Below are 19,154 nucleotides of genomic sequence, written 5' to 3'. Positions count from 1 at the left end.
TGGGGGAAAGACGGATCAGGCGGCGCCCGGGCGCCGCCTGCGCGGGCCCATCCAGGCCCAGTTGAACAGCCCGAGCACGGGGAACAGCACCAGCAGCGCCACCCACAGCCAGCGCAGCTGGCGCGGTACGTTGCTGGTCACCACGTTGTACAGCGCCCAGGCCGTCAGCAGCAGGTAAAGTGCGCCCAGCCCGCCGTAGAAAGCAATTGCCGCTCCGCTCATGGCGCCCTCCCATGCACAGGATTGTGACGGGGGCATCGCGCCCCTGCCGCCTCAGGTGAACAGCTGGTTGGGCAGATGGCGGCGGGCAAGGTTCCGTCCATCGGTGGATGCCCTACAATCTCCCACCCGCCGCCATCAGGATGTTTCCGTGCTCAAGGCCCTGCGCTTCCACCTCAACCAGCTTGCCTGGCTTGGCCTGGTCACCCTCGTGCTCGGCCAGTTCGGTCGCTTCCACTGGGTGCTGGAGCTGTTCAGCCATTTCGCCCCGCTGCAGGCCGGCCTGATGCTGGTAGGGGCCTTTGCCAACCCGCGCAATGCCTCGTCGCTGCTGTTCGTTCTCGCGGGTGCCGGGGTGATCGGCTGGGGCCTCACCCCCTGGCCGCACGACGCGCCGGGCAGCACCGGCCAGGAGCGCCGGGTGATGGCCTACAACCTGCGCCTGGACAACCCCCGCGCCGACGCCGAGGCCGCCTGGCTCAACGCGCTGCCGGCCGATGCCCTGTTCCTCACCGAAGCCACCCCTGCCTGGGGCGAACGCCTGACCCTGCTGAAGGCCCGGGAAGCCTGCGCCCGCTACCAGGACGGCCCGTTCGGCCTGGCGCTGTTCACCCGCCAACCGGTGCGCCGCTGCCAGGTGCTGGAGCCACGCGGCCTGGCTGCCTACCCCTATATCCGCGCCGAACTGGATGACGGCACCGTGCTCTACGGCATCCACCCGCCGCCGCCCCTGGGGCCGGAACTGGCGGCAGCCCGGGACGAAAGCCTGCGCCAGCTGGCCGAGCAGATCGCCCTGGAAGGTCGTGAAGTAGTGGTGATGGGTGACTTCAACAGCACGGCGTTCTCACCGCGCCTGCAGGACTTCCTGGCCGATGCCGGTCTGCGCCTCACCGCCCAGCGCGTGCGCCCCACCTGGTGGCCGGGGCTGCTGGGCGTGGACCTGATTCTGCTGCGCAGCGACCGCACGGTGAAGGCGGTGGGCGCCCTGCCCTGGCAAGGCTCCGACCACCGCGCGGTGTGGCTGGACTACTGACGAGAGGGTCGACTCAGGTGTGTGCCGGGTCGATCACCGCAAAGCTGGCCACGGTCGGATGCCCGGCCAGCTCGCCGCCCTCGCGGGCCAGGCCGATGGTGGGCAGGCCGGCTTCGCGCGCCGCGTCCAGTTCCTGCACCACGTCGGAGAGGAACAGCACCTCCTCCGCCGGCAGCCCGATGGCCTCGACGATACGGCGGTAGGACCCGGCCTCCCGCTTGGGGCCACTGGTGGTGTCGAAGTAGCCGGAGAACAGCGGGCTCAGGTCACCCGCTTCGGAACAGCCGAAGATCAGCTTCTGCGCCTGGATCGAGCCCGAGGAGTAGACGTACAGCCGATAGCCCTCGGCGTGCCAGCGGCGCAGCGCCTCGACCGCATCCGGGTAGACATGGCCCTTGAGCTGCCCGGTCCGGTAGCCCTGCTCCCAGACCATGCCTTGCAGCGCCTTGAGCGGGGTGGCCTTGCGGTCCTCGGCAATCCAATCCAGCAGGATCGCCACCACACGCTCGACGCTGGCCTCGGGCTCGCCGCTCTCGCGACGCACCGCTTCCACCTGCTCCGCCACGGCCGGCTCGGCGGCGTGCTCGCTGACGAAGCCCGGCAGGTGGCGGGCGGCATAGGGGAACAGCACGTCGAAGACGAAGCTCACGGCACTGGTGGTGCCTTCGATGTCGGTGAGGATGGCCTTGATGGGCATGCGGACTCCGGTATTTCGATATTCACAGGACCCGGCGCAATCGCAGGGCTGGATGGGCGCAGACAGACGTATCAGGCGGGTGTACCAGGTGGGCATAGGGTGGGCTTCAGCCCACCACGCTCCCTGCCCCGCCTACGGCCTCAATCCTCCAACTGCGGAAAGCGCCTGGCGATGTCGTCCCCGGTGAACTGGGCCACCCAGCCCTCGGGGTTGTTGAACAGGCGGATGGCGACGAAGTGCGGCTCCTCGCCCATGTCGAACCAGTGGCGGGTGCCGGCAGGCACCGAGATCAGGTCGTTCTTCTCGCACCGCACGGCGTAGACGTAGTCATCGATGTGCAGGGTGAACAGGCCGCGTCCGGCGACGAAGAAGCGCACTTCGTCCTCGGCATGGCGGTGCTCGTCGAGGAACTTGGCACGCAGCTCGGCCTTCTGCGGGTGGCTGCGGTCGAGGCTGACCACGTCCACCGTCACGTAGCCGCGCTCCTTCATCAACGCGTCGATCTGCGGGCGGTAGGCGGCGATCACCTCGTCCTGGCTCGCCCCTGGGGTCAGCGGCGCGCTGGCCTGCCAGCGCTCGAAGCGCACGCCCACGGCCGCAAGGGTGGAGGCGATGTCGTCGACATGGGTCAGCACCTTGTTCGGCAGGTCGGGGCTGGACTCGTGGTAAACGGAAAGGCTGCTCATCGGTGTACTCCTGGTCGCCGGCTCCGGCTCTGCTGGCCGGTCGCACGGGCGGTCTGGGTCAAGGCTCCCTCGGCGGAGGGTGGCGTCAGCGGGCCTGCAGGGCGCGAACCTTCAGCTCGCACTCGAACAGGAATTCGAAGGCTTCGACCTGGCGCAGGGCGTCGCTCATGCGCGGGCCCCAGGTGTAGAGGCCGTGGCCACGGATCAGGTAGCCGACGCACTCGGGGTGCGCGTCCAGCCAGGGCTGGACCTTGGCTGCCAGGCGGGCGATGTCCTGGTCGTTGTCGAAGATCGGCACTTCCACCTGGCTTTCATGGGTGGACACGCCGCTGAAGGCCTTCTGCAGTTCGTAGTCGGCGAACACCAGCGAGTCGCTCAGGGTCAGCCGCGAGAGAACGGTGGCGTTCACCGAGTGGGTGTGAAGCACGGCGCCGATCCCGGGCTGCCAGCGGTACAGCTGGGTGTGCAGCAGGGTCTCGGCGGAGGGCTTCTTGCCGGGCTCCAGGCTGATGCCGTCGAGGTCGGTGGCCAGCACGTCGTCCTCGCCGAGCTGGCCCTTGTGCTTGCCGGAGACGGTCAGCAGCGCCTGGTCGGCCGACAGCCGCGCCGAGTAGTTGCTGCTGGTGGCCGGGGACCAGCCGCGACCATAGAGGAAGCGGCCGGCCTCGATGATTTCACGGGTGAGTGTTTCGCGGTTCATGCCCGCTCCTCTTTCAATTGAGTGGCAATGATAACGGCAGCGGCCATGGCGGCCAGGCTGGCGATGACGAAGGTCCAGGAGGCGCCCAGGCTGTTCCAGCTGTAACCGGAGTACAGGGCCCCGAGCGCGCCGCCGGTGCCGGCGAGTGCCGCGTAGAGCGCCTGGCCCTGGCCTTGCTGCTGCGGGCCGAACTGGCGTTGCACGAAATGGATGGCCGCCGCATGGAAGCTGCCGAAGGTCGCGGCATGGAGCACCTGGGCGAACAGCAGCACCGCGAGGTTGTCGGCGAGATGCCCCAGCAGCAGCCAGCGCAACGCCGCGAGCAGGAAGCTCGCGGCCAGCACCTGGCGAACCGGGAAGCGCGAGAGGATGCGCGCCATCACCAGGAACATCAAGACCTCCGCCACCACGCCCAGCGCCCACAGCTGGCCGATGAAGCCGCGCGGGTAGCCGAGGCTTTCCAGGTAGATGGTCTGGAAGGTGTAGTACGGGCCGTGGGACAGCTGCATCAACCCCACGCACAGGTAGAACGCCAGCACGCCGGGTTGCCGCAGTTGGTCGAGGAAGCCGCCGGTGGCGCCTCCCTCCCGGGCCACCGGCGTGGCATTGGGCACCCACCAGCTGCTGAGCACGATGCCGGCCATGATGACCACCAGCGCCACCGGGTAGACGTCCAGGCTGAACACCTCGAACGCCTTGCCCAGGCCGACCACGGTGAGGATGAAGCCGATGGAGCCCCACAGGCGGATCTGGCTGTAGCGCGCGGCCTGCTCCCTGAGATGGGCCAGGGTGATCACTTCGAACTGCGGCAGCACCGCGTGCCAGAAGAAAGCGTGCAGGGCCATGATCATCGCCAGCCAGGCGTAGCTCTTGTCGACGAAGATCAGCGCGAAGGTGCACAGGGTGCAGAGCGCGCCCAGCCGCACGATGGCCAGGCGCCGGCCGCTGCGGTCGCCCAGCCAGCCCCAGAGGTTGGGCGCCACGCAGCGCATCAGCATGGGGATGGCCACCAGCTCGCCGATGCGCGCGGCGGAGAAGCCCAGGTGGGCGAAGTAGAGCCCGAGGAAGGGCGCCGTGGCGCCCAGCAGGGCGAAGTAGAACAGGTAGAAACCGGACAGCCGCCAGTACGGCAGCGCGCCGCCGGTCACAGCTGGCCGAGCACCGGGGTGGTGACGCGCACATCGGCGTTCTGCCCGCGGTGGCGCAGCAGGTGGTCCATCAGCACGATGGCCATCATGGCTTCGGCGATGGGCGTGGCGCGGATGCCGACGCAGGGGTCGTGACGGCCCTTGGTGATGACGTCCACCGGGTTGCCGTCGACGTCGATGGAGCGGCCCGGGGTGGTGATGCTGGAGGTGGGCTTGAGCGCCAGGTGGGCGACGATCGGCTGGCCCGAGGAAAGGCCGCCGAGGATGCCGCCGGCGTTGTTGCTGAGGAAGCCTTCCGGGGTCAGCTCGTCGCGGTGCTCGGTGCCGCGCTGGGCGACGCACGCGAAGCCGGCGCCGATCTCCACGCCCTTCACCGCATTGATGCTCATCAGCGCGTGGGCGAGTTCCGCGTCCAGGCGGTCGAAGATCGGCTCGCCCAGGCCGGGCGGCACGCCTTCGGCGACGACGGTGATCTTGGCGCCGACGGAATCCTGGTCACGGCGCAACTGGTCCATGAAGGCCTCCAGCTCCGGGACCTTGTCCGGGTCGGGGCTGAAGAAGGCGTTCTGCTCCACCGAATCCCAGGTCTTGAAGGGGATTTCGATCGGGCCGAGCTGGCTCATGTAGCCGCGCACGCTGATGCCCAGGGTGGCCAGGTACTTCTTGGCGATGGCGCCGGCGGCGACGCGCATGGCAGTCTCGCGCGCCGAGGAACGGCCGCCGCCGCGGTAGTCGCGAACGCCGTACTTGTGGTGGTAGGTGTAGTCGGCGTGGGCCGGGCGGAACAGGTCCTTGATCGCCGAGTAGTCCTTGGACTTCTGGTCGGTGTTGCGGATCAGCAGGCCGATGGAACAGCCGGTGGTGCGGCCTTCGAAGACGCCGGAGAGGATTTCCACCTCGTCGGCCTCCTGGCGCTGGGTGGTGTGGCGGCTGGTGCCCGGCTTGCGGCGATCGAGGTCACGCTGCAGGTCCTCCAGGGAAAGCTCCAGCCCGGGCGGGCAGCCGTCGACGATGGCGACCAGCGCCGGGCCGTGGCTTTCGCCAGCCGTGGTGACGGTGAACAGCTTGCCGTAGGTGTTGCCGGACATGCACAGTGCTCCGCTGAAATGGGCCTCGAAGAAAGGCCGAGGAGTATACCTGCGGCGCCCGACCAGTTCACCCACGAACCTTGCGCCGGTGCCGGCATCCAAGCCTGGCACTCCCACACGGATTCCCCCATGCCCCGACTGCTGTACACCCTGCTCGCCCCGCTGCTCTGCAGCCTGCTCCCACCCGCCACCGGCTTCGCCGCCCAGACCGTGCTGCAGCGCCCCATGGACCTGGACACCGGCACCGGCGTGCTCCACGGCACCCTGCTGCTGCCCGGTGGCGAGGGGCCGGCCCCCGTTGCGTTGCTGGTGGCCGGCTCCGGCCCCACCGACCGCAACGGCAACAACCCCATGGGCGGGCGCAACGACAGCCTGAAGAAGCTCGCCGAGCTGCTGGCCCGCAACGGCATCGCCAGCCTGCGCTTCGACAAGCGCGGCATTGCCGCCAGCCACGACGCCGGGCCGGACGAACGCCAGCTGAGCCTGGACGGCTACGTGGACGACGCCGTCGCCTGGGCACGCCAGCTCAGGGCCGACCCCCGGTTTTCCAGACTGATCCTGATCGGACACAGCGAAGGGGCGCTGATCGCCAGCCTGGCCGCGCCACGTACCGAAGCCGCAGCCCTGGTGGTGATCGCCGGCAGCGGCCGGCCCTTCGACCAGTTGCTGGTGGAACAGCTGCGCCAGCGCCTGCCGCCTCCGCTCCTGGCACGGAGCGCCGCGATCCTCGCGGCCCTGCGCAACGGCCGGACCGTGGACGAGGTGCCGCCACCGCTGATGGTGCTGTTCCGACCCAGCGTGCAGCCTTACCTGATCTCGCTGCTGGCCCACGACCCGGTCGAGGCCTTCGCGGCGGTGAAAGTCCCCGCACTGATCCTGCAGGGCAGCCACGACATCCAGGTCGGCGTCGCCGATGCCGAGGCCCTGAAGGCCGCGAAGCCCGATGCCGAGCTGGCGGTCATCGGCAGCATGAACCACATCCTGCGCATCACGCCGGCCGGTATCCAGGAGCAGCTGGGCTCCTATAATGCCGCCGAGCTGCCCCTGGCTCGCGAGCTGGGCCAGCATCTGCTGGCGTTCATCGCCGCCCTGCCCTCCAGCCCGCCGCCTGGCGGCCGATAACCGGATCACACCGCGCCCGTAACAGGAAAGCCCGATGAGCGACACCGACACCCAGCACCCCGAGGCCCTGGACCCCACGCCCGTGGTGGTGCCACCGCATCCCTGGGCCGACTTGGCGCCGGAGAACCACCTGCTGCTGAGGCTCGCGCCATTGCCTGCCGACGCCGCCACGGGGCCCCGGCCACTGCGCTTCATCGAGCTGGGCGAGGTGGAACGACACAGCCCCGACCACAGCCTGCTGGTGCTCAGCCTGCACCTGCCGGGGCAACTCATGCGCAAGGAACAGAACCGCCTGGAGGTCTGGGCCGACCACCGCAGCAAGGAGGTCCGCTTCGGCCCCGACGACGGCCTGCGGCTGGAGCCCCAGAACCGTGGCCTGGGGCGCTTCCTGCTGGCCCGAGGCATCCACTGGGCGCGACGCCAGTGGGCGCACTACCGGGTCGAAGGCGGCGCACTGCCGAACACGCTGGCCGTCTCGGAAGACATTCGCCAGCGCCGCGACCACGTACTCAAGGCCCAGGGATTCGAAGTCACCTACCAGGACCCGCTGCAACTGCACGCCCACTACGGCGCCGGTCGCGTCAGCGAGCTGCTGGATGACTGGAACAAGGAGAAGGTGCAGGTCATCGGCCTGCTGGACGCGGCCAACATGCTGCAGCAGGCCGACCACAACCTGCACCAGCAGGAAATCCAGATCCGCAAGCTGGAGGACCGCGTCGCCGAGCTCAAGCGCGACGACAGCGGCCTGCGCTTCACCATCACCTGCCTGGTGGTCTTCGCCGTGTTCCAGGCCGGCCTGCTGATCTGGATCGCCACCCACTGACGGGCACGCCCCGATTTTCAGAGGTGCCCTGAGCGGGGAGGCCCTCTTCAGCCCGCCAGGCGGGCGCGGAACAGGGCCTGGTGCTCGCGGCACTGGCGGGCACTGAGCAGGAACACGCCATGCCCGCCCCGGGCGAACTCCAGCCAGGTGAAGTCCACTTCCGGATACAGCGCCTCCACATGCACCTGGCTGTTGCCAACCTCGACGATCAGGGTGCCCTGCTCGGTCAGGTGGTCGGCGGCTTCGGCCAGCATGCGCCGCACCAGGTCCAGCCCATCATCGCCACAGGCCAGGCCCATGGCCGGCTCGTGGTGGTACTCCTCGGGCATGTCGGCGAAGTCTTCCGCATCGACATAGGGCGGGTTGGACAGGATCAGGTCGAAGCGCTGGCCGGGCAGGCCGTCGAAACCGTCGCCCTGGACGGTGTAGACGCGGTCTTCCAGCTCATGGCGCTCGATGTTCTGGTTGGCCACTTCCAGCGCGTCGAAGGACAGGTCGGCCAGCACCACCTCTGCCTCGGGGAAGGCGTGGGCGGCGGCAATGCCGATGCAGCCGGAGCCGGTGCAGAGGTCGAGGATGCGCGCCGGCATGTTCGGCAGCCAGGGCTCGAAGCCCTGCTCGATCAGCTCGCCGATGGGCGAACGGGGCACCAGCACGCGCTCGTCGACCACGAACGGCAGGCCGCAGAACCAGGCCTCGCCCAGCAGGTAGGCGGCCGGTACGCGCTCATGGATGCGGCGCTTCAGCAGGGCCTGGACATGCTCGCGCTCGTCGTCCTCCAGGCTGCAGTCCAGGTAGCTGTCGGCGATCTCGTAGGGCAGGTGCAGGGCGCCGAGGACGAGCTGGCGGGCTTCATCCCAGGCGTTGTCGGTGCCATGGCCGAAAAACAGGTTCTCCCCATGGAAACGGCTAACGGCCCAGCGGATGTGGTCGCGCAGGGTGCGCAGGCGGGATTCGGACACGACGCTCTACCTCTTGGAACGGGATGCGGATTCTACACCCGACCGCTCAGGGCTTGCGACGCACCTAGGGGTCCTCCCGGCGCTCACGACGCAATTCGCGCAACACGGCGATGGCCACGGCGCAGGCGAACAGCAACCAGAAAGAAGGGGGAAGATCAGACAGGCCATTCATGCGGCAACTCCTTGCACACGGCGACTTCGACTCCATCCGAAGGGCTTCGATGGTGCGCCGGGCGGGAAGGTTCCCGCAAGAGGATTGCGCGACATGGTTCACTTATCGCGTCACACGGCGGACAATAGCGGCCTACGTCGTACCGGAGATTCGCATGTCTGCTCCCAAATCCATGTTCCAACTCAGCGGCCGGGGCTACCCGCCGACCACCCTGAGCAACGCCACGCTGGTCATCATCGACGTCCAGGAGGAGTACCGCAGCGGCGTCCTGGCCCTGCCCGGCCTCGACGCGGCACTGGAGGAGATCGCGACCCTGCTGGCCGCCGCTCGCGCAGCAGGCACTCCTGTCGTACACGTCAAGCACCTGGGCGTTCCGGGTGGCCTGCTGGACCCCCAGGGCGAACGTGGCCAGCAGATGCCCGAAGCCGCCCCGCTGCCTGGCGAGGTGGTCGTCGAGAAACGCCTGCCCAACGCCTTCGCCGGCACCGACCTGCACGACCGCCTGCAGGAGATCGGCCACCTGGACCTGATCGTCTGCGGCTTCATGACCCATTCCAGCGTCAGCACCACCGTGCGCGCCGCCAAGGACTACGGCTACCGCTGCACCCTGGTCGCCGCCGCCTGTGCCACCCGTGACCTACCCACTCCTGACGGCGGCGTGATCAGCGCCGACGAGATGCACCGCGTCGAGGTCATCGCCCTCGCCGACAACTTCGCCAGCGTCGTACCCAACGCACGCGCCCTCGCCTGAGGCAACGCCTCACCGCAAAGCCGGCCCTCTCCTATCGGGCGAATGGCAGGAACCCCACCCGCTGGTTCCGGTCATACGCCCGATCAAGACGAGGAAGACCGGATGAGACAACCCGATGGATTCGACGCCCGCCGCCTTCGCCCCCATGCGCCCCGGCACCTGGGCTGGCGGCTGCTGGCCGGCTGTGCGGCGCTGATCGCCACCCTGGGCATCCTCCTGGCGATGGCCGGCTCGGCCACCCTGCTCGGCCGTCCGCCGGCACTGGGCCCTCTCAACGACAGCACCGGCGCCGCGCTGACCCTGCTGGTCAGCGGCCTGTTGCTGCTGGCCTTCGGCGTTGGGCTCTGGCGCCATGCACGGCGGCGCTTCCGTCGGCGCAGCAACCTGGACCTGTCACCCCGGTTGATGAAGAAACACCACTGACGTCGCCCCGCCTCGCGGGTAAACTGAGCGGCCGCTGTGGAGGCCCTCATGCAAGACGACGATTTTTCCCTGTTCAGCCAGCAGATGCGTGGCGTCAAACGCATCCAGCACGACCGCGCGGATGTCGGCAAGCCGCGTGCCGACCGCCAGCAGGTCGTCAGCCGCCGGCAGAACGCCACCCAGGCGGGCACCAGCACCAAAGTGGACGGCCTGTCCGACCTCTTCGTGATCGATGTGGGTGCCGAGGATGAACTGAACTGGGCCCGCGACGGCGTCCAGGAAGGCCAGATGCGCAAGCTCAAGCAGGGCCAGATCGCCTTCGAGGGCAGCCTCGACCTGCACGGTATGACCGTGGAAAAAGCCCGCGAGACACTCTGGGACTTCCTCGCCGAAGCCGCCAAGCTGGAAATCCGCTGCGTGCGCATCACCCATGGCAAGGCCGCACGCCTGGATGGCAAGCGCCCGCTGATCAAGAGCCACGTCAACACCTGGCTGCGCCAGCATCCCCAGGTGCTCGGCTTCACTTCCTGCCTGCCGCGCCACGGCGGCACCGGCGCCCTCTACGTGATGCTGCGCCGCACCATGCTCGAAGGCCGCGACGAGTAACCGTGACCAGGGCCGCCCGGCACCGGGCGGCCACTTGATTCAACGTTCCAGCGTGGAACTGAACTGGCGGATGGCTTCCACCACCCGCTGGGCACCTTCCTGGATCTCCAGGATCGCCTGGCCCGCCTGGCTGGCCAGCTGCACCCCCTGCTCCACCTTCTCGCGGCTGCTTTCCATGCTCTGCACCGCCTCCTGGGACAGCTCATGGTTGCGCCTTACCACGTCGACGATCTCCACCGTCGCCTGGGCCGTGCGCGCCGCCAGGTTGCGCACCTCCTCGGCTACCACGGCGAACCCGCGCCCCTGTTCGCCGGCGCGTGCCGCCTCGATGGCAGCATTCAGCGCCAGCAGGTTGGTCTGGTCGGCAATGCCGCGGATGGTCTGGACGATGCTGCTGATCTGGTCGGACTGCTGGCTCACGGCCGAAATGCCGCTGGCCGCCCGGTTCAATTCGCCAGCGATGCCCTGCACCACGTCCACCGTGCGCTGGACCACTTCAGCACCACGCTGCGCACCACCGTCGGTCTGCAGGGATATCTCGTAGGCCAGGTGCGCCGCTTCGGACTCGGCCTGCTGGTGCAGCACCTGCTCAGTCACGTCCGAGGCCAGTTTCACCACCTTGTAGAGGGTGCCATTGGCGTCAAACACCGGGTTGTAGGTGGCACGCAGCCAGACCACATCCCCGCGCTTGTTGACCCGCTTGAAGCGGCCGGAGAAGAACTCACCGCGGTTCAGGCGCTCCCAGAACTGTGCGTACTCGGGCGAAGCGCCATCCTCGCGGGTACACAGCTGCCGGTGATGGCGCCCGCGGATCTCGTCCAGGCGATACCCCATCAGGCTGAGGAAATTCTCGTTGGCGGTGAGCACCTCGCCCTTGAGGTTGAACTCGATCACCGCCATGGAACGGTCGATGGCGCTGATCAGGCTTTCCTGCTGTTGTTCACGCACCACCTGGGCGGTGATGTCGGTGGCCAGCTTGAGCACCCCGACCACCCGCCCAGCCGTGTCACGCACCGGGTTGTAGCTGGCCTCGAGCCACAATTCGCGCCCTTGCTTGTCCTGGCGACGGAAGCGGTCGCGGATGAACTCGCCCGCCGCCAGGCGCTCCCAGAAGCGGCGGTACTCGGCACTATTGGCATAGGCCGGATCACAGAACATCCGGTGGTGCCGTCCCTGCACCTCCTCCAGGCGGTAACCGACCGCAGACAGGAAATTCTCGTTGGCGGACACGATGGTGCCATCCGGCAGGAATTCGATGACCGCCATGGAGCGATCGACGGCGCTACGGCGCGCCAGGGCCTGCGTGAGCTGGGCTTGGCACTCGGCCAGTTCGCGCTTGAGGGATGACTGGAACATCGGGCAGGACCTCGAAAACGGCATGAGGATAAGAAAGACGACACAGGTATCGGCAGCCTAGGGATTGGCTGAAGCGATGGGCAATCGAAGCTTGCTATCGCCGCGATAGCCGACTGCCATCAGACGGCGGGGAGGCCAAAGAAGTTCGGCAAGCACGGGCAGGCGCAGTACAATCGCCGCCGAACGAAACGCGACCATGTGCCGGGTGGCCGTGCGGAAGCCGCCGCCAGAGCGTCCCGCCCCCACCGCGTGCGATGCAGCCGTAAGGGCTGCCCCGGCAACGACCGGGCCCGATGGGCATGCCAATGGTCCGCCTACATCCACTCGATTCTGGAAGCACCATGGACTCTAGCCCCGACAAACTGGCAAGCCACTACACCGCGATCCTCGGCCAATTAGGCGAGGACGTGAACCGCGAAGGCCTGCTGGACACCCCCAAGCGCGCTGCCAAGGCCATGCAGTACCTCTGCCGCGGCTACGAGCAGACACTGGACGAGGTGATCAACGGCGCCCTGTTCACCTCCGACAACAGCGAGATGGTGCTGGTCAAGGACATCGAGCTGTACTCCCTGTGCGAGCACCACCTGCTGCCCTTCATCGGCAAGGCTCACGTGGCCTACCTACCCAACGGCAAGGTGCTGGGCCTGTCCAAGGTGGCGCGCATCGTCGACATGTTCGCCCGCCGCCTGCAGATCCAGGAGAACCTGAGCCGGCAGATCGCCGAAGCGGTGGAGCAGGTCACCGGCGCCCTGGGCGTGGCCGTGGTGATCGAGGCCCAGCACATGTGCATGATGATGCGCGGCGTGGAGAAGCAGAATTCCTCGATGATCACCTCGGTGATGCTCGGCGAATTCCGCAACAACGCCGCGACCCGCAGCGAGTTCCTCAACCTGATCCGCTGAGGGATCGCCCACGAAAAAACCGGCCCAGGGCCGGTTTTTTTATTTGGCGCCCCGGAAGACGACCCGCTAGAAGCTGCGCCCATCCACCTTGCGCACCTGCAGCGCATCCGGATCGACGCCCTCCAGGCAGCGCACGTTCACCGCCGCCATGGCGTTGCCCTGGGGATCGGAAGCCTCGCCGAACGGCGCGCAGCCACAGGTGCCGCAGAAGTGATGGGCGATCTGCATGCGATTGAAGCGATAGGTGGACAGGTCGACCTCGGGCGTCTCCAGCGCCAGCTGGGCGCGCGGGACGAACCACAGCAGGTAGCCACGCTTGCTGCACAGCGAGCAGTTGCAGGCCATCACCTCGGTGATGGGGCTGCCCTCGACCTCGAACGCGATACGGCCGCAATGGCAGCCTCCCCGGTATTTCATCTGCACGCCTCCAGGCCCGGAATGGACCCGGAGGACGTTAGACCAGGGCTGCCGTGCGCGCCATGGCGGCGACGTGCCGCCTCAGCCGATGCTGACGTGACGCGGATGAGCCGCCACCCGTGCCATCCAGGCCTGGATGGCGGGGAAGCCGGAGAGGTCGAAGCCGCCCTCTTCCGCCACATGGGTGTAGGCGTACAGGGCGATGTCCGCGATGGAATAGGTGTCACCCACCAGGTACGGCGTGCGGGAGAGCTGCTGCTCCATCACCCGCAGGGCCTTGTAGCCGCGCACCAGGCACACCTGGTACTCCTCGGCGCGCTCGGCCGGCATGCCCTGGTAACGCTTGATGAAACGCGCCACCGCCACATAGGGCTCATGGCTGTACTGCTCGAAGAACTGCCACTGCAGCACCTGAGTGCGCAGGCGCGGCTCGGTGGGCAGCAGGTCGCTGCCCTCGGCCAGGAAGTTGAGGATGGCGTTGGACTCCCACAGGGTGGTGCCGTCCTCCAGCTCCAGGACCGGGATCTTGCCGTTGGGGTTGAGCGCCAGGAAGGCCTCGCTCTGGGTCTCGCCCTTGAGGATGTCCACCGGCACCCACTGATAGGGCTGCCCGAGCAGCTCGAGGATCAGCTTGACCTTGTAGCAGTTGCCGGAAATCACATCACCGTAAACCTTGTACATCGCCTGCTCCTCGATCAGACGGCCTGGGCGGCCTGGGCTTCCCGTACCACGCTGGCCAGACGGCGCAGCCCCTCGCCCAGGCGCTCCGGCGCCACGTGGCTGAAGTTCAGGCGCAGGTAGCCGGGGTGGTTGTCCGGATCGATGAAGAACGGCTCGCCCGGCATGAAGGCGACGTTCTGGTCCAGCGCCGGCTTCAGCAGGGTGCGGGTATCCAGCGGCTGCTTGAGGGCCAGCCAGAAGAACAGCCCGCCCTGGGGCACTTCCCAGGTGGCCAGGTCGCCGAAGTGTTCTTCCAGCGCCGCCTGCATGGCATCGCGGCGCACGCGGTAGAAGTCACGCAGCTCGGCCAGGTGGCCCCGGTACTGCTCGCTGCCGAGCCACTGCAGGGCCTGCCACTGGCCGATGCGGTTGGTGTGCAGGTCGGCGGATTGCTTCAGGCGCAGCAGGTAGGGGAACAGGTCCGGACTGGCGATCAGGAAGCCCACGCGCAGGCCCGGCAGCAGGGTCTTGGAGACGGTGCCGGTGTAGATCCAGCTGGCCTTCTTCAAGCGGCTGACGATGGGGGTGGCGCTGCCGCCGTCGAACACCAGTTCGCGGTACGGCTCGTCCTCGATCAGGGTCACGCCGAACTCGTCCAGCAGCGCCGCCACGGCGTCGCGCTTGGCCTCGCTGTAGCGCACCGCCGAGGGGTTCTGGAAGGTCGGGATCAGGTAGGCGAAGGCCGGCTTGTGCTGCTCCAGGCGCTGGCGCAGGGAGGCCAGCTCGGGGCCATCGGCCTCCTGGGCCACGGCGATGCAGTCGGCACCGAACAGCTGGAACGCCTGCAGCGCGGCCAGGTAGGTCGGCGCCTCCAGCAGCACCTCGGTGCCCGGGTCGATGAACAGCTTGGACGCCAGGTCCAGGGTCTGCTGGGAACCGCTGACGATCAGCACCTGGCTGGCATCGCAGGGCACACCCAGGGCGCGCGCCTCGGCAGCCACCGCCTCACGCAGGGCCGGTTCGCCCTCGCTCATGCCGTACTGGCCCATGCTCGCCGGCATGTCCGCCCACTCCACCTTCGGCAGCATCGGCTCGGCCGGCAGGCCACCGGCGAAGGACATCACTTCCGGGCGCTGCGCCGCAGCGAGGATTTCACGGATCAGGGAGCTTTTCAGGCGGGCGATGCGTTCGGAGAAGGCCATGGATGTCACCGGGTGCGAAGGCGTGAGAATTGAGTCAAACTGCTTGACCGAAACTACGATGCCCGGGATGGATACGTCAATATGCTTGACCTGAAAAACCCCGCCGTCCAGCACGCCGCCATGGAAGCCTTCTTCTTCGGCTACCAGGCCTTCACCAGCAAGCCCGACGAAATGCTCGCCCGTCGCGGGCTGTCGCGGGTGCACCACCGCATCCTGTTCTTCATCGCCAAGTACCCGGGGCTGAGCGTGAAGGAAATGCTCGGCTACCTCGGCGTGAGCAAGCAGGCGCTGAACACGCCGCTGCGCCAGTTGATGGAGATGGACCTGGTGCAGAGCAGCACCGCCGACGACGACAAGCGCAAGCGCCAGCTGGGGCTGACGGCAGAAGGCTCGAAGCTGGAGAAAAGCCTGCGTCGGGAGCAGGCCCGCCTGCTGGAGCGGGCCTTCGGCGAGGCCGGAGCCGATGCGGTGGAAGGCTGGCTGAAGGTCAACCAGACCCTGGGCGGCGCCCGCCAGGACGAACCGGAAGGCACCTGAGGCGCCTCAGCGCCCGCCCTCCAGCTCCCGCGCACCCCGGAAGAACACCAGCGCCGTGGCCACCACCGACACCAGCGCCGGCAGCGAACTGAACGCCGCCAGCAGCAGCGAAACCAGCATCACACCCGTCACCAGGATGGCACCGGCCACGACCCGGAAAGACGAATAGGTGTCCGGCACCTTCACCAGGCGCACGCCCAGCCAGATGCATCCCGCCCCGCACAGCACCAGACCGGAGCCGTACAGGGCCATCTCCCACCCCAGGCTCCCCAACTGGTCGCCCACCGTCATCAGCATCACCTGCAGCAGCACGCTGGTGACCACCACGACCCAGGTGGGCCAGGTCAGGCCGGTGGCAGCAAAACGCGCCTCGGCGAAGACCTTGAAGCGCAGGGAGACATAGCTGCCCAGTAGCACCAGGGAAAGACCCGACCAGTCGGTGTAGGCCACCGGCAGCTCGATTCCGAACCAGCCGATCGACACCACACCCAGCAACAACACCAGGTTGCCCAGGAAGCCGACCAGGGACAGCCAGCCCAACAGCCTGAGCTGGCCAGCGCTCCATTCCGGCAACGGGCGCGGCGCCTCCGGCTGGAGCAGTTCGACCTGAGGGGGTGCGTAGGGGTTCTCGTCCATGACGGGGCTCCTGATTCAACTGACCGGCACAGTAACGGTGCACACGGGAGACGTCACGCGACTGTATCGCTTTTTGCGCACATCGCTGTACGGGGCGCGGCGAAGCGCCACGCCGTAGGCTTTCTCCCTCCAAGAAGAGAGACCTGCCATGAGCCTGGAACTGTTGCTCGCCTTTGCGCTGTTTGCCCTCGTCACCTCCATCACCCCCGGCCCCAACAACATGATGCTGCTCGCCTCCGGGGTGAACTTCGGCATCCGCCGCAGCCTGCCGCACATGCTCGGCATCAGCATCGGCTTCATGGTGATGGTCGCTGCGGTGGGCCTGGGACTGCACCAGGTCTTCGAGCAGGTTCCCCTGCTGTACAGCCTGCTGCGCTATGGCGGCGCGGCCTATCTGGTCTACCTGGCCTGGAAGATCGCCGGCTCCGGCGCCCCCGACGACGCCAAGGGCGAGGCGCGCCCCTTCACCTTCCTCCAGGCGGCGGCCTTCCAGTGGGTCAACCCCAAGGCCTGGGTGATGGCGATCGGCGCCATCACCACCTACACCCCGCAGGAGAACTTCGTCACCAACGCCCTGCTGATCGCCGCCCTGTTCGCGCTGATCAACTGCCCCAGCGTCGGCCTCTGGACCGTTGCCGGCAGCCTGCTGCGCCACTGGCTGTCCTCGCCACGGGTGCTCCGCGCGTTCAATATCGGCATGGCCGTCCTGCTGGTGGCCTCGCTCTACCCCATCCTCGTCGACTTCAAGGGAACGCTCTGATGACCCGTGCCTCCGACACCGGCACCGCCCTGCCCCGCCTGCGCCCGCTGGCCGACTCCTCGCCTTCGGCGGTGGTGGCCGGTTTCATCGCCATGCTCACCGGCTACACCAGCTCCCTGGTGCTGATGTTCCAGGCCGGCCAGGCCGCCGGCCTCTCCAGCGGGCAGATCGCCTCGTGGATCTGGGCCCTGTCCATCGGCATGGCCATCTGCAGCATCGGCCTCTCGCTGCGCTACCGCACGCCGATCACCGTGGCCTGGTCCACCCCGGGCGCGGCACTGCTGATCACCAGCCTGCCCGGCGTGCCCTATTCCGACGCCATCGGCGCCTTCGTCGTCTGCGCCATCCTGCTGACCCTGGTGGGGCTCACCGGCGGCTTCGAGCGGCTGATGCGGCGACTGCCGGGCTCCCTCGCTGCTGCGCTGCTGGCCGGCATCCTGTTCAAGATCGGCAGCGAGATCTTCATCGCCGCCCAGCACCGCACCGCCCTGGTCCTGGCGATGTTCTTCAGCTACCTGCTGTTCAAGCGCCTGCAGCCGCGCTATGCGGTGCTCGCCGCGCTGCTGGTGGGCTGCGTCACCGCCGGTGCCCTGGGCCTGCTGGACTTCAGCGGCTTCCACTTCCACCTGGCGCAACCGGTATGGACCACCCCGACCTTCTCCTTCACCGCCATCATCAGCATCGGCCTGCCGCTGTTCATCGTGGCGATGGCCTCGCAGAACATCCCCGGCATCGCCGTGCTGCGCGCCGACGGCTACCAGGTGCCGGCCTCGCCCCTGGTCTCGGCCACCGGCTTCGCCTCGCTGCTGCTGGCGCCCTTCGGCTCCCACGGCATCAACCTGGCCGCCATCAGCGCCGCCATCTGCACCGGCCCCCACGCCCACGAGGACCGCAGCAAGCGCTACACCGCCGCCATGTGGTGCGGGGTCTTCTACGGCATCGCCGGCACCTTCGCCGCCACCCTGGCCGCGCTGTTCGCCGCCTTCCCCAAGGAGCTGGTGCTCTCGGTGGCGGCCCTGGCGCTGTTCGGCTCCATCAGCAACGGCCTCACCGTGGCCATGCAGGAGCCCAAGGAGCGCGAGGCCGCACTGGTGACCTTCATGGTCACCGCCTCCGGTATGACGCTGCTGTCCATCGGCTCGGCCTTCTGGGGCCTGGTGGCCGGCGTCCTGACCCTGCTGATCCTCAACGTCAGGACCGGGCGGGACTGACCTGCCCCGAAATGGAAAAGGCGCCCAAGGGCGCCTTTTCCGTGTGACCGCTCGACGGCTCAGACCACCGTCGCGCCACCGTCCACCACCAGCGAATGCCCGGTGGTAAAGCCCGCCACGTCGCTGCACAGGTAGAGCACCGCACCGGCGATCTCCTCCACCTTGCCGATGCGCCCCACCGGGTGCATGGCGGCGGCGTACTCGCCCTTCTTCGGGTCCGCCTCGTAGGCACGGCGGAACATGTCGGTGTCGATCACCGCCGGGCATACCGCGTTCACCCGCACCTTCTTCTTCGCGTACTCCACGGCGGCCGACTTGGTAAGGCCGATGACCGCGTGCTTGGAGGCAGCGTAGATGCTCATCTTCGGTGCCGCGCCAATGCCCGCCACCGAAGCGGTGTTGACGATGGCGCCGCCACCCTGTGCCAGCATCTGCGGGATCTGGTGCTTCATGCACAGCCACACGCCCTTGACGTTGACGCCCATGATCGCGTCGAACTCGTCCTCGTTGCCGTCGGCCAGCTTGCCCTTCTCGATCTCGATACCGGCGTTGTTGAACGCGTAGTCGAGGCGACCGTAGGCCGCGACCGTGCCTTCTACCAGCGCCTTCACCTCGGCATCCCGGGTCACGTCGCAGCGAATGAAGGTGGCCTCGCCACCCGCCTCGCGGATCAGCTGCACGGTGGTCTCGCCGCCGGCCACGTCCACGTCGGACACCACCACCTTGATGCCTTCAGCGGCAAAGGCCTGTGCAGTAGCGCGGCCGATGCCATTGCCGGCGCCGGTGACCAGGGCGACCTGGCCGGAGAATCTCGTGCTCATGATGCAACCTCGGATGCTGTGGAAATCGCCCGGAGTCTAGCCAGTCGCACCGGAACGGCGTCAGCATCATCAGGCCGCTGGAGAGGGCAGCATCCAGGCGGATGATTAAGGCCACCCCCGTGGATCATCCAGATTCATGCCGTGGCATTCCTCGCGACAACGAACCTTGCCCTGGCCGGCCTGCCCGACTAAACCGGTGGGTCTCACTCATTCGGAGTCCCC

22 protein-coding genes and 2 pseudogenes are annotated in these 19,154 nt (G+C 67.8%); 10 read left to right on the top strand and 14 right to left on the bottom strand.

The features are described from left to right. Positions 1-15: 15 nt before the first annotated feature. Positions 16-222 (bottom strand): PLDc N-terminal domain-containing protein, encoded by a 207-nt coding sequence (locus RTK35_RS09605; protein WP_044399745.1) that lies wholly within the window; start codon positions 220-222, stop codon positions 16-18. Positions 223-370: 148 nt separating this feature from the next. Here RTK35_RS09605 and RTK35_RS09600 point away from each other — a divergent pair, with 148 nt between their 5' ends. Further along, the gene (locus tag RTK35_RS09600; protein WP_316907861.1) at positions 371-1,252 is read left to right on the top strand and encodes an endonuclease/exonuclease/phosphatase family protein; all 882 of its coding nucleotides are present in this window, start codon (positions 371-373) and stop codon (positions 1,250-1,252) included. A gap of 13 nt (positions 1,253-1,265) precedes the next feature. On the opposite strand, the gene mtnC is transcribed toward RTK35_RS09600, so the two are convergent. The 5 genes from mtnC to aroC all read right to left on the bottom strand — a co-directional run bounded on the left by mtnC (position 1,266) and on the right by aroC (position 5,571). Continuing rightward, positions 1,266-1,949, bottom strand: coding sequence for an acireductone synthase (gene mtnC / locus RTK35_RS09595; RefSeq protein WP_142008542.1), 684 nt, complete (start codon positions 1,947-1,949; stop codon positions 1,266-1,268). A 140-nt stretch (positions 1,950-2,089) separates the two neighbouring features. Further along, a complete protein-coding gene (locus RTK35_RS09590; protein ID WP_044399754.1) occupies positions 2,090-2,635 on the bottom strand; it encodes a 1,2-dihydroxy-3-keto-5-methylthiopentene dioxygenase in 546 nt (181 codons plus the stop codon). 85 nt (positions 2,636-2,720) lie between these two features. Then, positions 2,721-3,335 carry a methylthioribulose 1-phosphate dehydratase gene (locus RTK35_RS09585; RefSeq protein ID WP_142008540.1) on the bottom strand — a complete coding sequence of 205 codons (615 nt, stop codon included), beginning with the start codon at positions 3,333-3,335 and terminating at the stop codon, positions 2,721-2,723. Continuing rightward, positions 3,332-4,483 carry an MFS transporter gene (locus tag RTK35_RS09580; protein ID WP_142008538.1) on the bottom strand — a complete coding sequence of 384 codons (1,152 nt, stop codon included), beginning with the start codon at positions 4,481-4,483 and terminating at the stop codon, positions 3,332-3,334. Before RTK35_RS09580 ends, RTK35_RS09585 begins: the two co-directional genes overlap by 4 nt. Beyond that, the gene (gene aroC / locus RTK35_RS09575) at positions 4,480-5,571 is read right to left on the bottom strand and encodes a chorismate synthase (RefSeq protein ID WP_142008536.1); all 1,092 of its coding nucleotides are present in this window, start codon (positions 5,569-5,571) and stop codon (positions 4,480-4,482) included. The genes RTK35_RS09580 and aroC overlap by 4 nt, the downstream gene beginning before the upstream one ends. 129 nt (positions 5,572-5,700) lie before the next feature. Here aroC and RTK35_RS09570 point away from each other — a divergent pair, with 129 nt between their 5' ends. After that, the gene (locus RTK35_RS09570) at positions 5,701-6,693 is read left to right on the top strand and encodes an alpha/beta hydrolase (RefSeq protein WP_316907860.1); all 993 of its coding nucleotides are present in this window, start codon (positions 5,701-5,703) and stop codon (positions 6,691-6,693) included. 34 nt (positions 6,694-6,727) lie between these two features. Next, positions 6,728-7,516, top strand: a complete 789-nt coding sequence (locus RTK35_RS09565; protein WP_142008532.1) for a hypothetical protein — start codon at positions 6,728-6,730, stop codon at positions 7,514-7,516. 47 nt (positions 7,517-7,563) lie between these two features. On the opposite strand, the gene prmB is transcribed toward RTK35_RS09565, so the two are convergent. Continuing rightward, the gene (prmB, locus tag RTK35_RS09560) at positions 7,564-8,478 is read right to left on the bottom strand and encodes a 50S ribosomal protein L3 N(5)-glutamine methyltransferase (RefSeq protein WP_107330266.1); all 915 of its coding nucleotides are present in this window, start codon (positions 8,476-8,478) and stop codon (positions 7,564-7,566) included. Positions 8,479-8,804: 326 nt separating this feature from the next. Between prmB and RTK35_RS09555 the strand changes: the two genes are divergently transcribed. The 3 genes from RTK35_RS09555 (at position 8,805) to RTK35_RS09545 (ending at position 10,430) form a co-directional block, all read left to right on the top strand. Beyond that, a complete protein-coding gene (locus RTK35_RS09555; protein WP_044399773.1) occupies positions 8,805-9,401 on the top strand; it encodes a cysteine hydrolase family protein in 597 nt (198 codons plus the stop codon). 102 nt (positions 9,402-9,503) lie between these two features. Then, on the top strand, positions 9,504-9,824 hold the full coding sequence (locus RTK35_RS09550; protein ID WP_316907859.1) for a hypothetical protein: 321 nt from the start codon (positions 9,504-9,506) through the stop codon (positions 9,822-9,824). A 48-nt stretch (positions 9,825-9,872) separates the two neighbouring features. Further along, complete coding sequence (locus tag RTK35_RS09545; RefSeq protein ID WP_074973945.1) at positions 9,873-10,430, top strand: Smr/MutS family protein; 558 nt, start codon at positions 9,873-9,875, stop codon at positions 10,428-10,430. Between the two features lie 39 nt (positions 10,431-10,469). On the opposite strand, the pseudogene RTK35_RS30505 reads toward RTK35_RS09545, so the two are convergent. Both RTK35_RS30505 and RTK35_RS30500 read right to left on the bottom strand, forming a co-directional pair. Next, positions 10,470-10,886, bottom strand: a pseudogene (locus tag RTK35_RS30505) (methyl-accepting chemotaxis protein); the annotation flags it as partial. Between the two features lie 126 nt (positions 10,887-11,012). Further along, positions 11,013-11,786: pseudogene (locus tag RTK35_RS30500) on the bottom strand (PAS domain-containing protein); the annotation flags it as partial. Between the two features lie 341 nt (positions 11,787-12,127). On the opposite strand from RTK35_RS30500, the gene folE reads away from it, so the two are divergent. Continuing rightward, positions 12,128-12,688 (top strand): GTP cyclohydrolase I FolE, encoded by a 561-nt coding sequence (gene folE / locus RTK35_RS09535; protein ID WP_044399785.1) that lies wholly within the window; start codon positions 12,128-12,130, stop codon positions 12,686-12,688. A gap of 66 nt (positions 12,689-12,754) precedes the next feature. On the opposite strand, the gene RTK35_RS09530 is transcribed toward folE, so the two are convergent. The 3 genes from RTK35_RS09530 to RTK35_RS09520 form a co-directional block, all read right to left on the bottom strand. Further along, positions 12,755-13,105 (bottom strand): GFA family protein, encoded by a 351-nt coding sequence (locus RTK35_RS09530; RefSeq protein WP_142008530.1) that lies wholly within the window; start codon positions 13,103-13,105, stop codon positions 12,755-12,757. 81 nt (positions 13,106-13,186) lie between these two features. Beyond that, a complete protein-coding gene (locus RTK35_RS09525; RefSeq protein WP_044399791.1) occupies positions 13,187-13,786 on the bottom strand; it encodes a glutathione S-transferase family protein in 600 nt (199 codons plus the stop codon). Between the two features lie 14 nt (positions 13,787-13,800). Then, positions 13,801-14,967, bottom strand: coding sequence for a PLP-dependent aminotransferase family protein (locus RTK35_RS09520; protein WP_044399794.1), 1,167 nt, complete (start codon positions 14,965-14,967; stop codon positions 13,801-13,803). 81 nt (positions 14,968-15,048) lie between these two features. Between RTK35_RS09520 and RTK35_RS09515 the strand changes: the two genes are divergently transcribed. Next, positions 15,049-15,504, top strand: coding sequence for a MarR family winged helix-turn-helix transcriptional regulator (locus RTK35_RS09515; protein ID WP_044399797.1), 456 nt, complete (start codon positions 15,049-15,051; stop codon positions 15,502-15,504). A gap of 6 nt (positions 15,505-15,510) precedes the next feature. Here RTK35_RS09515 and RTK35_RS09510 read toward each other — a convergent pair whose 3' ends face one another. Continuing rightward, positions 15,511-16,140 carry a hypothetical protein gene (locus RTK35_RS09510; protein ID WP_222899628.1) on the bottom strand — a complete coding sequence of 210 codons (630 nt, stop codon included), beginning with the start codon at positions 16,138-16,140 and terminating at the stop codon, positions 15,511-15,513. A gap of 148 nt (positions 16,141-16,288) precedes the next feature. Between RTK35_RS09510 and RTK35_RS09505 the strand changes: the two genes are divergently transcribed. Both RTK35_RS09505 and RTK35_RS09500 read left to right on the top strand, forming a co-directional pair. Next, a complete protein-coding gene (locus RTK35_RS09505; protein WP_074973955.1) occupies positions 16,289-16,900 on the top strand; it encodes a LysE family translocator in 612 nt (203 codons plus the stop codon). Beyond that, on the top strand, positions 16,900-18,111 hold the full coding sequence (locus RTK35_RS09500; protein ID WP_074973957.1) for a benzoate/H(+) symporter BenE family transporter: 1,212 nt from the start codon (positions 16,900-16,902) through the stop codon (positions 18,109-18,111). Before RTK35_RS09505 ends, RTK35_RS09500 begins: the two co-directional genes overlap by 1 nt. A gap of 59 nt (positions 18,112-18,170) precedes the next feature. On the opposite strand, the gene RTK35_RS09495 is transcribed toward RTK35_RS09500, so the two are convergent. Continuing rightward, complete coding sequence (locus tag RTK35_RS09495) at positions 18,171-18,932, bottom strand: SDR family oxidoreductase (RefSeq protein WP_107330275.1); 762 nt, start codon at positions 18,930-18,932, stop codon at positions 18,171-18,173. Positions 18,933-19,154 lie beyond the last annotated feature (222 nt).

Origin of the sequence: Pseudomonas sp. zfem003, assembly GCF_032621675.1 — a bacterium.
GTDB lineage: Bacteria > Pseudomonadota > Gammaproteobacteria > Pseudomonadales > Pseudomonadaceae > Metapseudomonas > Metapseudomonas otitidis.
The sequence above is the reverse complement of the archived record's forward strand: the minus strand, read 5'-3'. Positions and strand labels throughout refer to the sequence as shown.

Coding starts and splice junctions, on each gene's coding strand:
- RTK35_RS09545 (WP_074973945.1), top strand. CDS start 9,873: ATGCAAGACGACGATTTTTCCCTGTTCAGCCAGCAGATGCGTGGCGTC.
- RTK35_RS09505 (WP_074973955.1), top strand. CDS start 16,289: ATGAGCCTGGAACTGTTGCTCGCCTTTGCGCTGTTTGCCCTCGTCACC.
- RTK35_RS09605 (WP_044399745.1), bottom strand. CDS start 222: ATGAGCGGAGCGGCAATTGCTTTCTACGGCGGGCTGGGCGCACTTTAC.
- RTK35_RS09590 (WP_044399754.1), bottom strand. CDS start 2,635: ATGAGCAGCCTTTCCGTTTACCACGAGTCCAGCCCCGACCTGCCGAAC.
- RTK35_RS09510 (WP_222899628.1), bottom strand. CDS start 16,140: ATGGACGAGAACCCCTACGCACCCCCTCAGGTCGAACTGCTCCAGCCG.
- RTK35_RS09520 (WP_044399794.1), bottom strand. CDS start 14,967: ATGGCCTTCTCCGAACGCATCGCCCGCCTGAAAAGCTCCCTGATCCGT.
- RTK35_RS09565 (WP_142008532.1), top strand. CDS start 6,728: ATGAGCGACACCGACACCCAGCACCCCGAGGCCCTGGACCCCACGCCC.
- RTK35_RS09585 (WP_142008540.1), bottom strand. CDS start 3,335: ATGAACCGCGAAACACTCACCCGTGAAATCATCGAGGCCGGCCGCTTC.
- RTK35_RS09570 (WP_316907860.1), top strand. CDS start 5,701: ATGCCCCGACTGCTGTACACCCTGCTCGCCCCGCTGCTCTGCAGCCTG.
- folE (WP_044399785.1), top strand. CDS start 12,128: ATGGACTCTAGCCCCGACAAACTGGCAAGCCACTACACCGCGATCCTC.
- aroC (WP_142008536.1), bottom strand. CDS start 5,571: ATGTCCGGCAACACCTACGGCAAGCTGTTCACCGTCACCACGGCTGGC.
- RTK35_RS09525 (WP_044399791.1), bottom strand. CDS start 13,786: ATGTACAAGGTTTACGGTGATGTGATTTCCGGCAACTGCTACAAGGTC.
- RTK35_RS09515 (WP_044399797.1), top strand. CDS start 15,049: ATGCTTGACCTGAAAAACCCCGCCGTCCAGCACGCCGCCATGGAAGCC.
- RTK35_RS09495 (WP_107330275.1), bottom strand. CDS start 18,932: ATGAGCACGAGATTCTCCGGCCAGGTCGCCCTGGTCACCGGCGCCGGC.
- RTK35_RS09550 (WP_316907859.1), top strand. CDS start 9,504: ATGAGACAACCCGATGGATTCGACGCCCGCCGCCTTCGCCCCCATGCG.
- mtnC (WP_142008542.1), bottom strand. CDS start 1,949: ATGCCCATCAAGGCCATCCTCACCGACATCGAAGGCACCACCAGTGCC.
- RTK35_RS09500 (WP_074973957.1), top strand. CDS start 16,900: ATGACCCGTGCCTCCGACACCGGCACCGCCCTGCCCCGCCTGCGCCCG.
- RTK35_RS09555 (WP_044399773.1), top strand. CDS start 8,805: ATGTCTGCTCCCAAATCCATGTTCCAACTCAGCGGCCGGGGCTACCCG.
- RTK35_RS09530 (WP_142008530.1), bottom strand. CDS start 13,105: ATGAAATACCGGGGAGGCTGCCATTGCGGCCGTATCGCGTTCGAGGTC.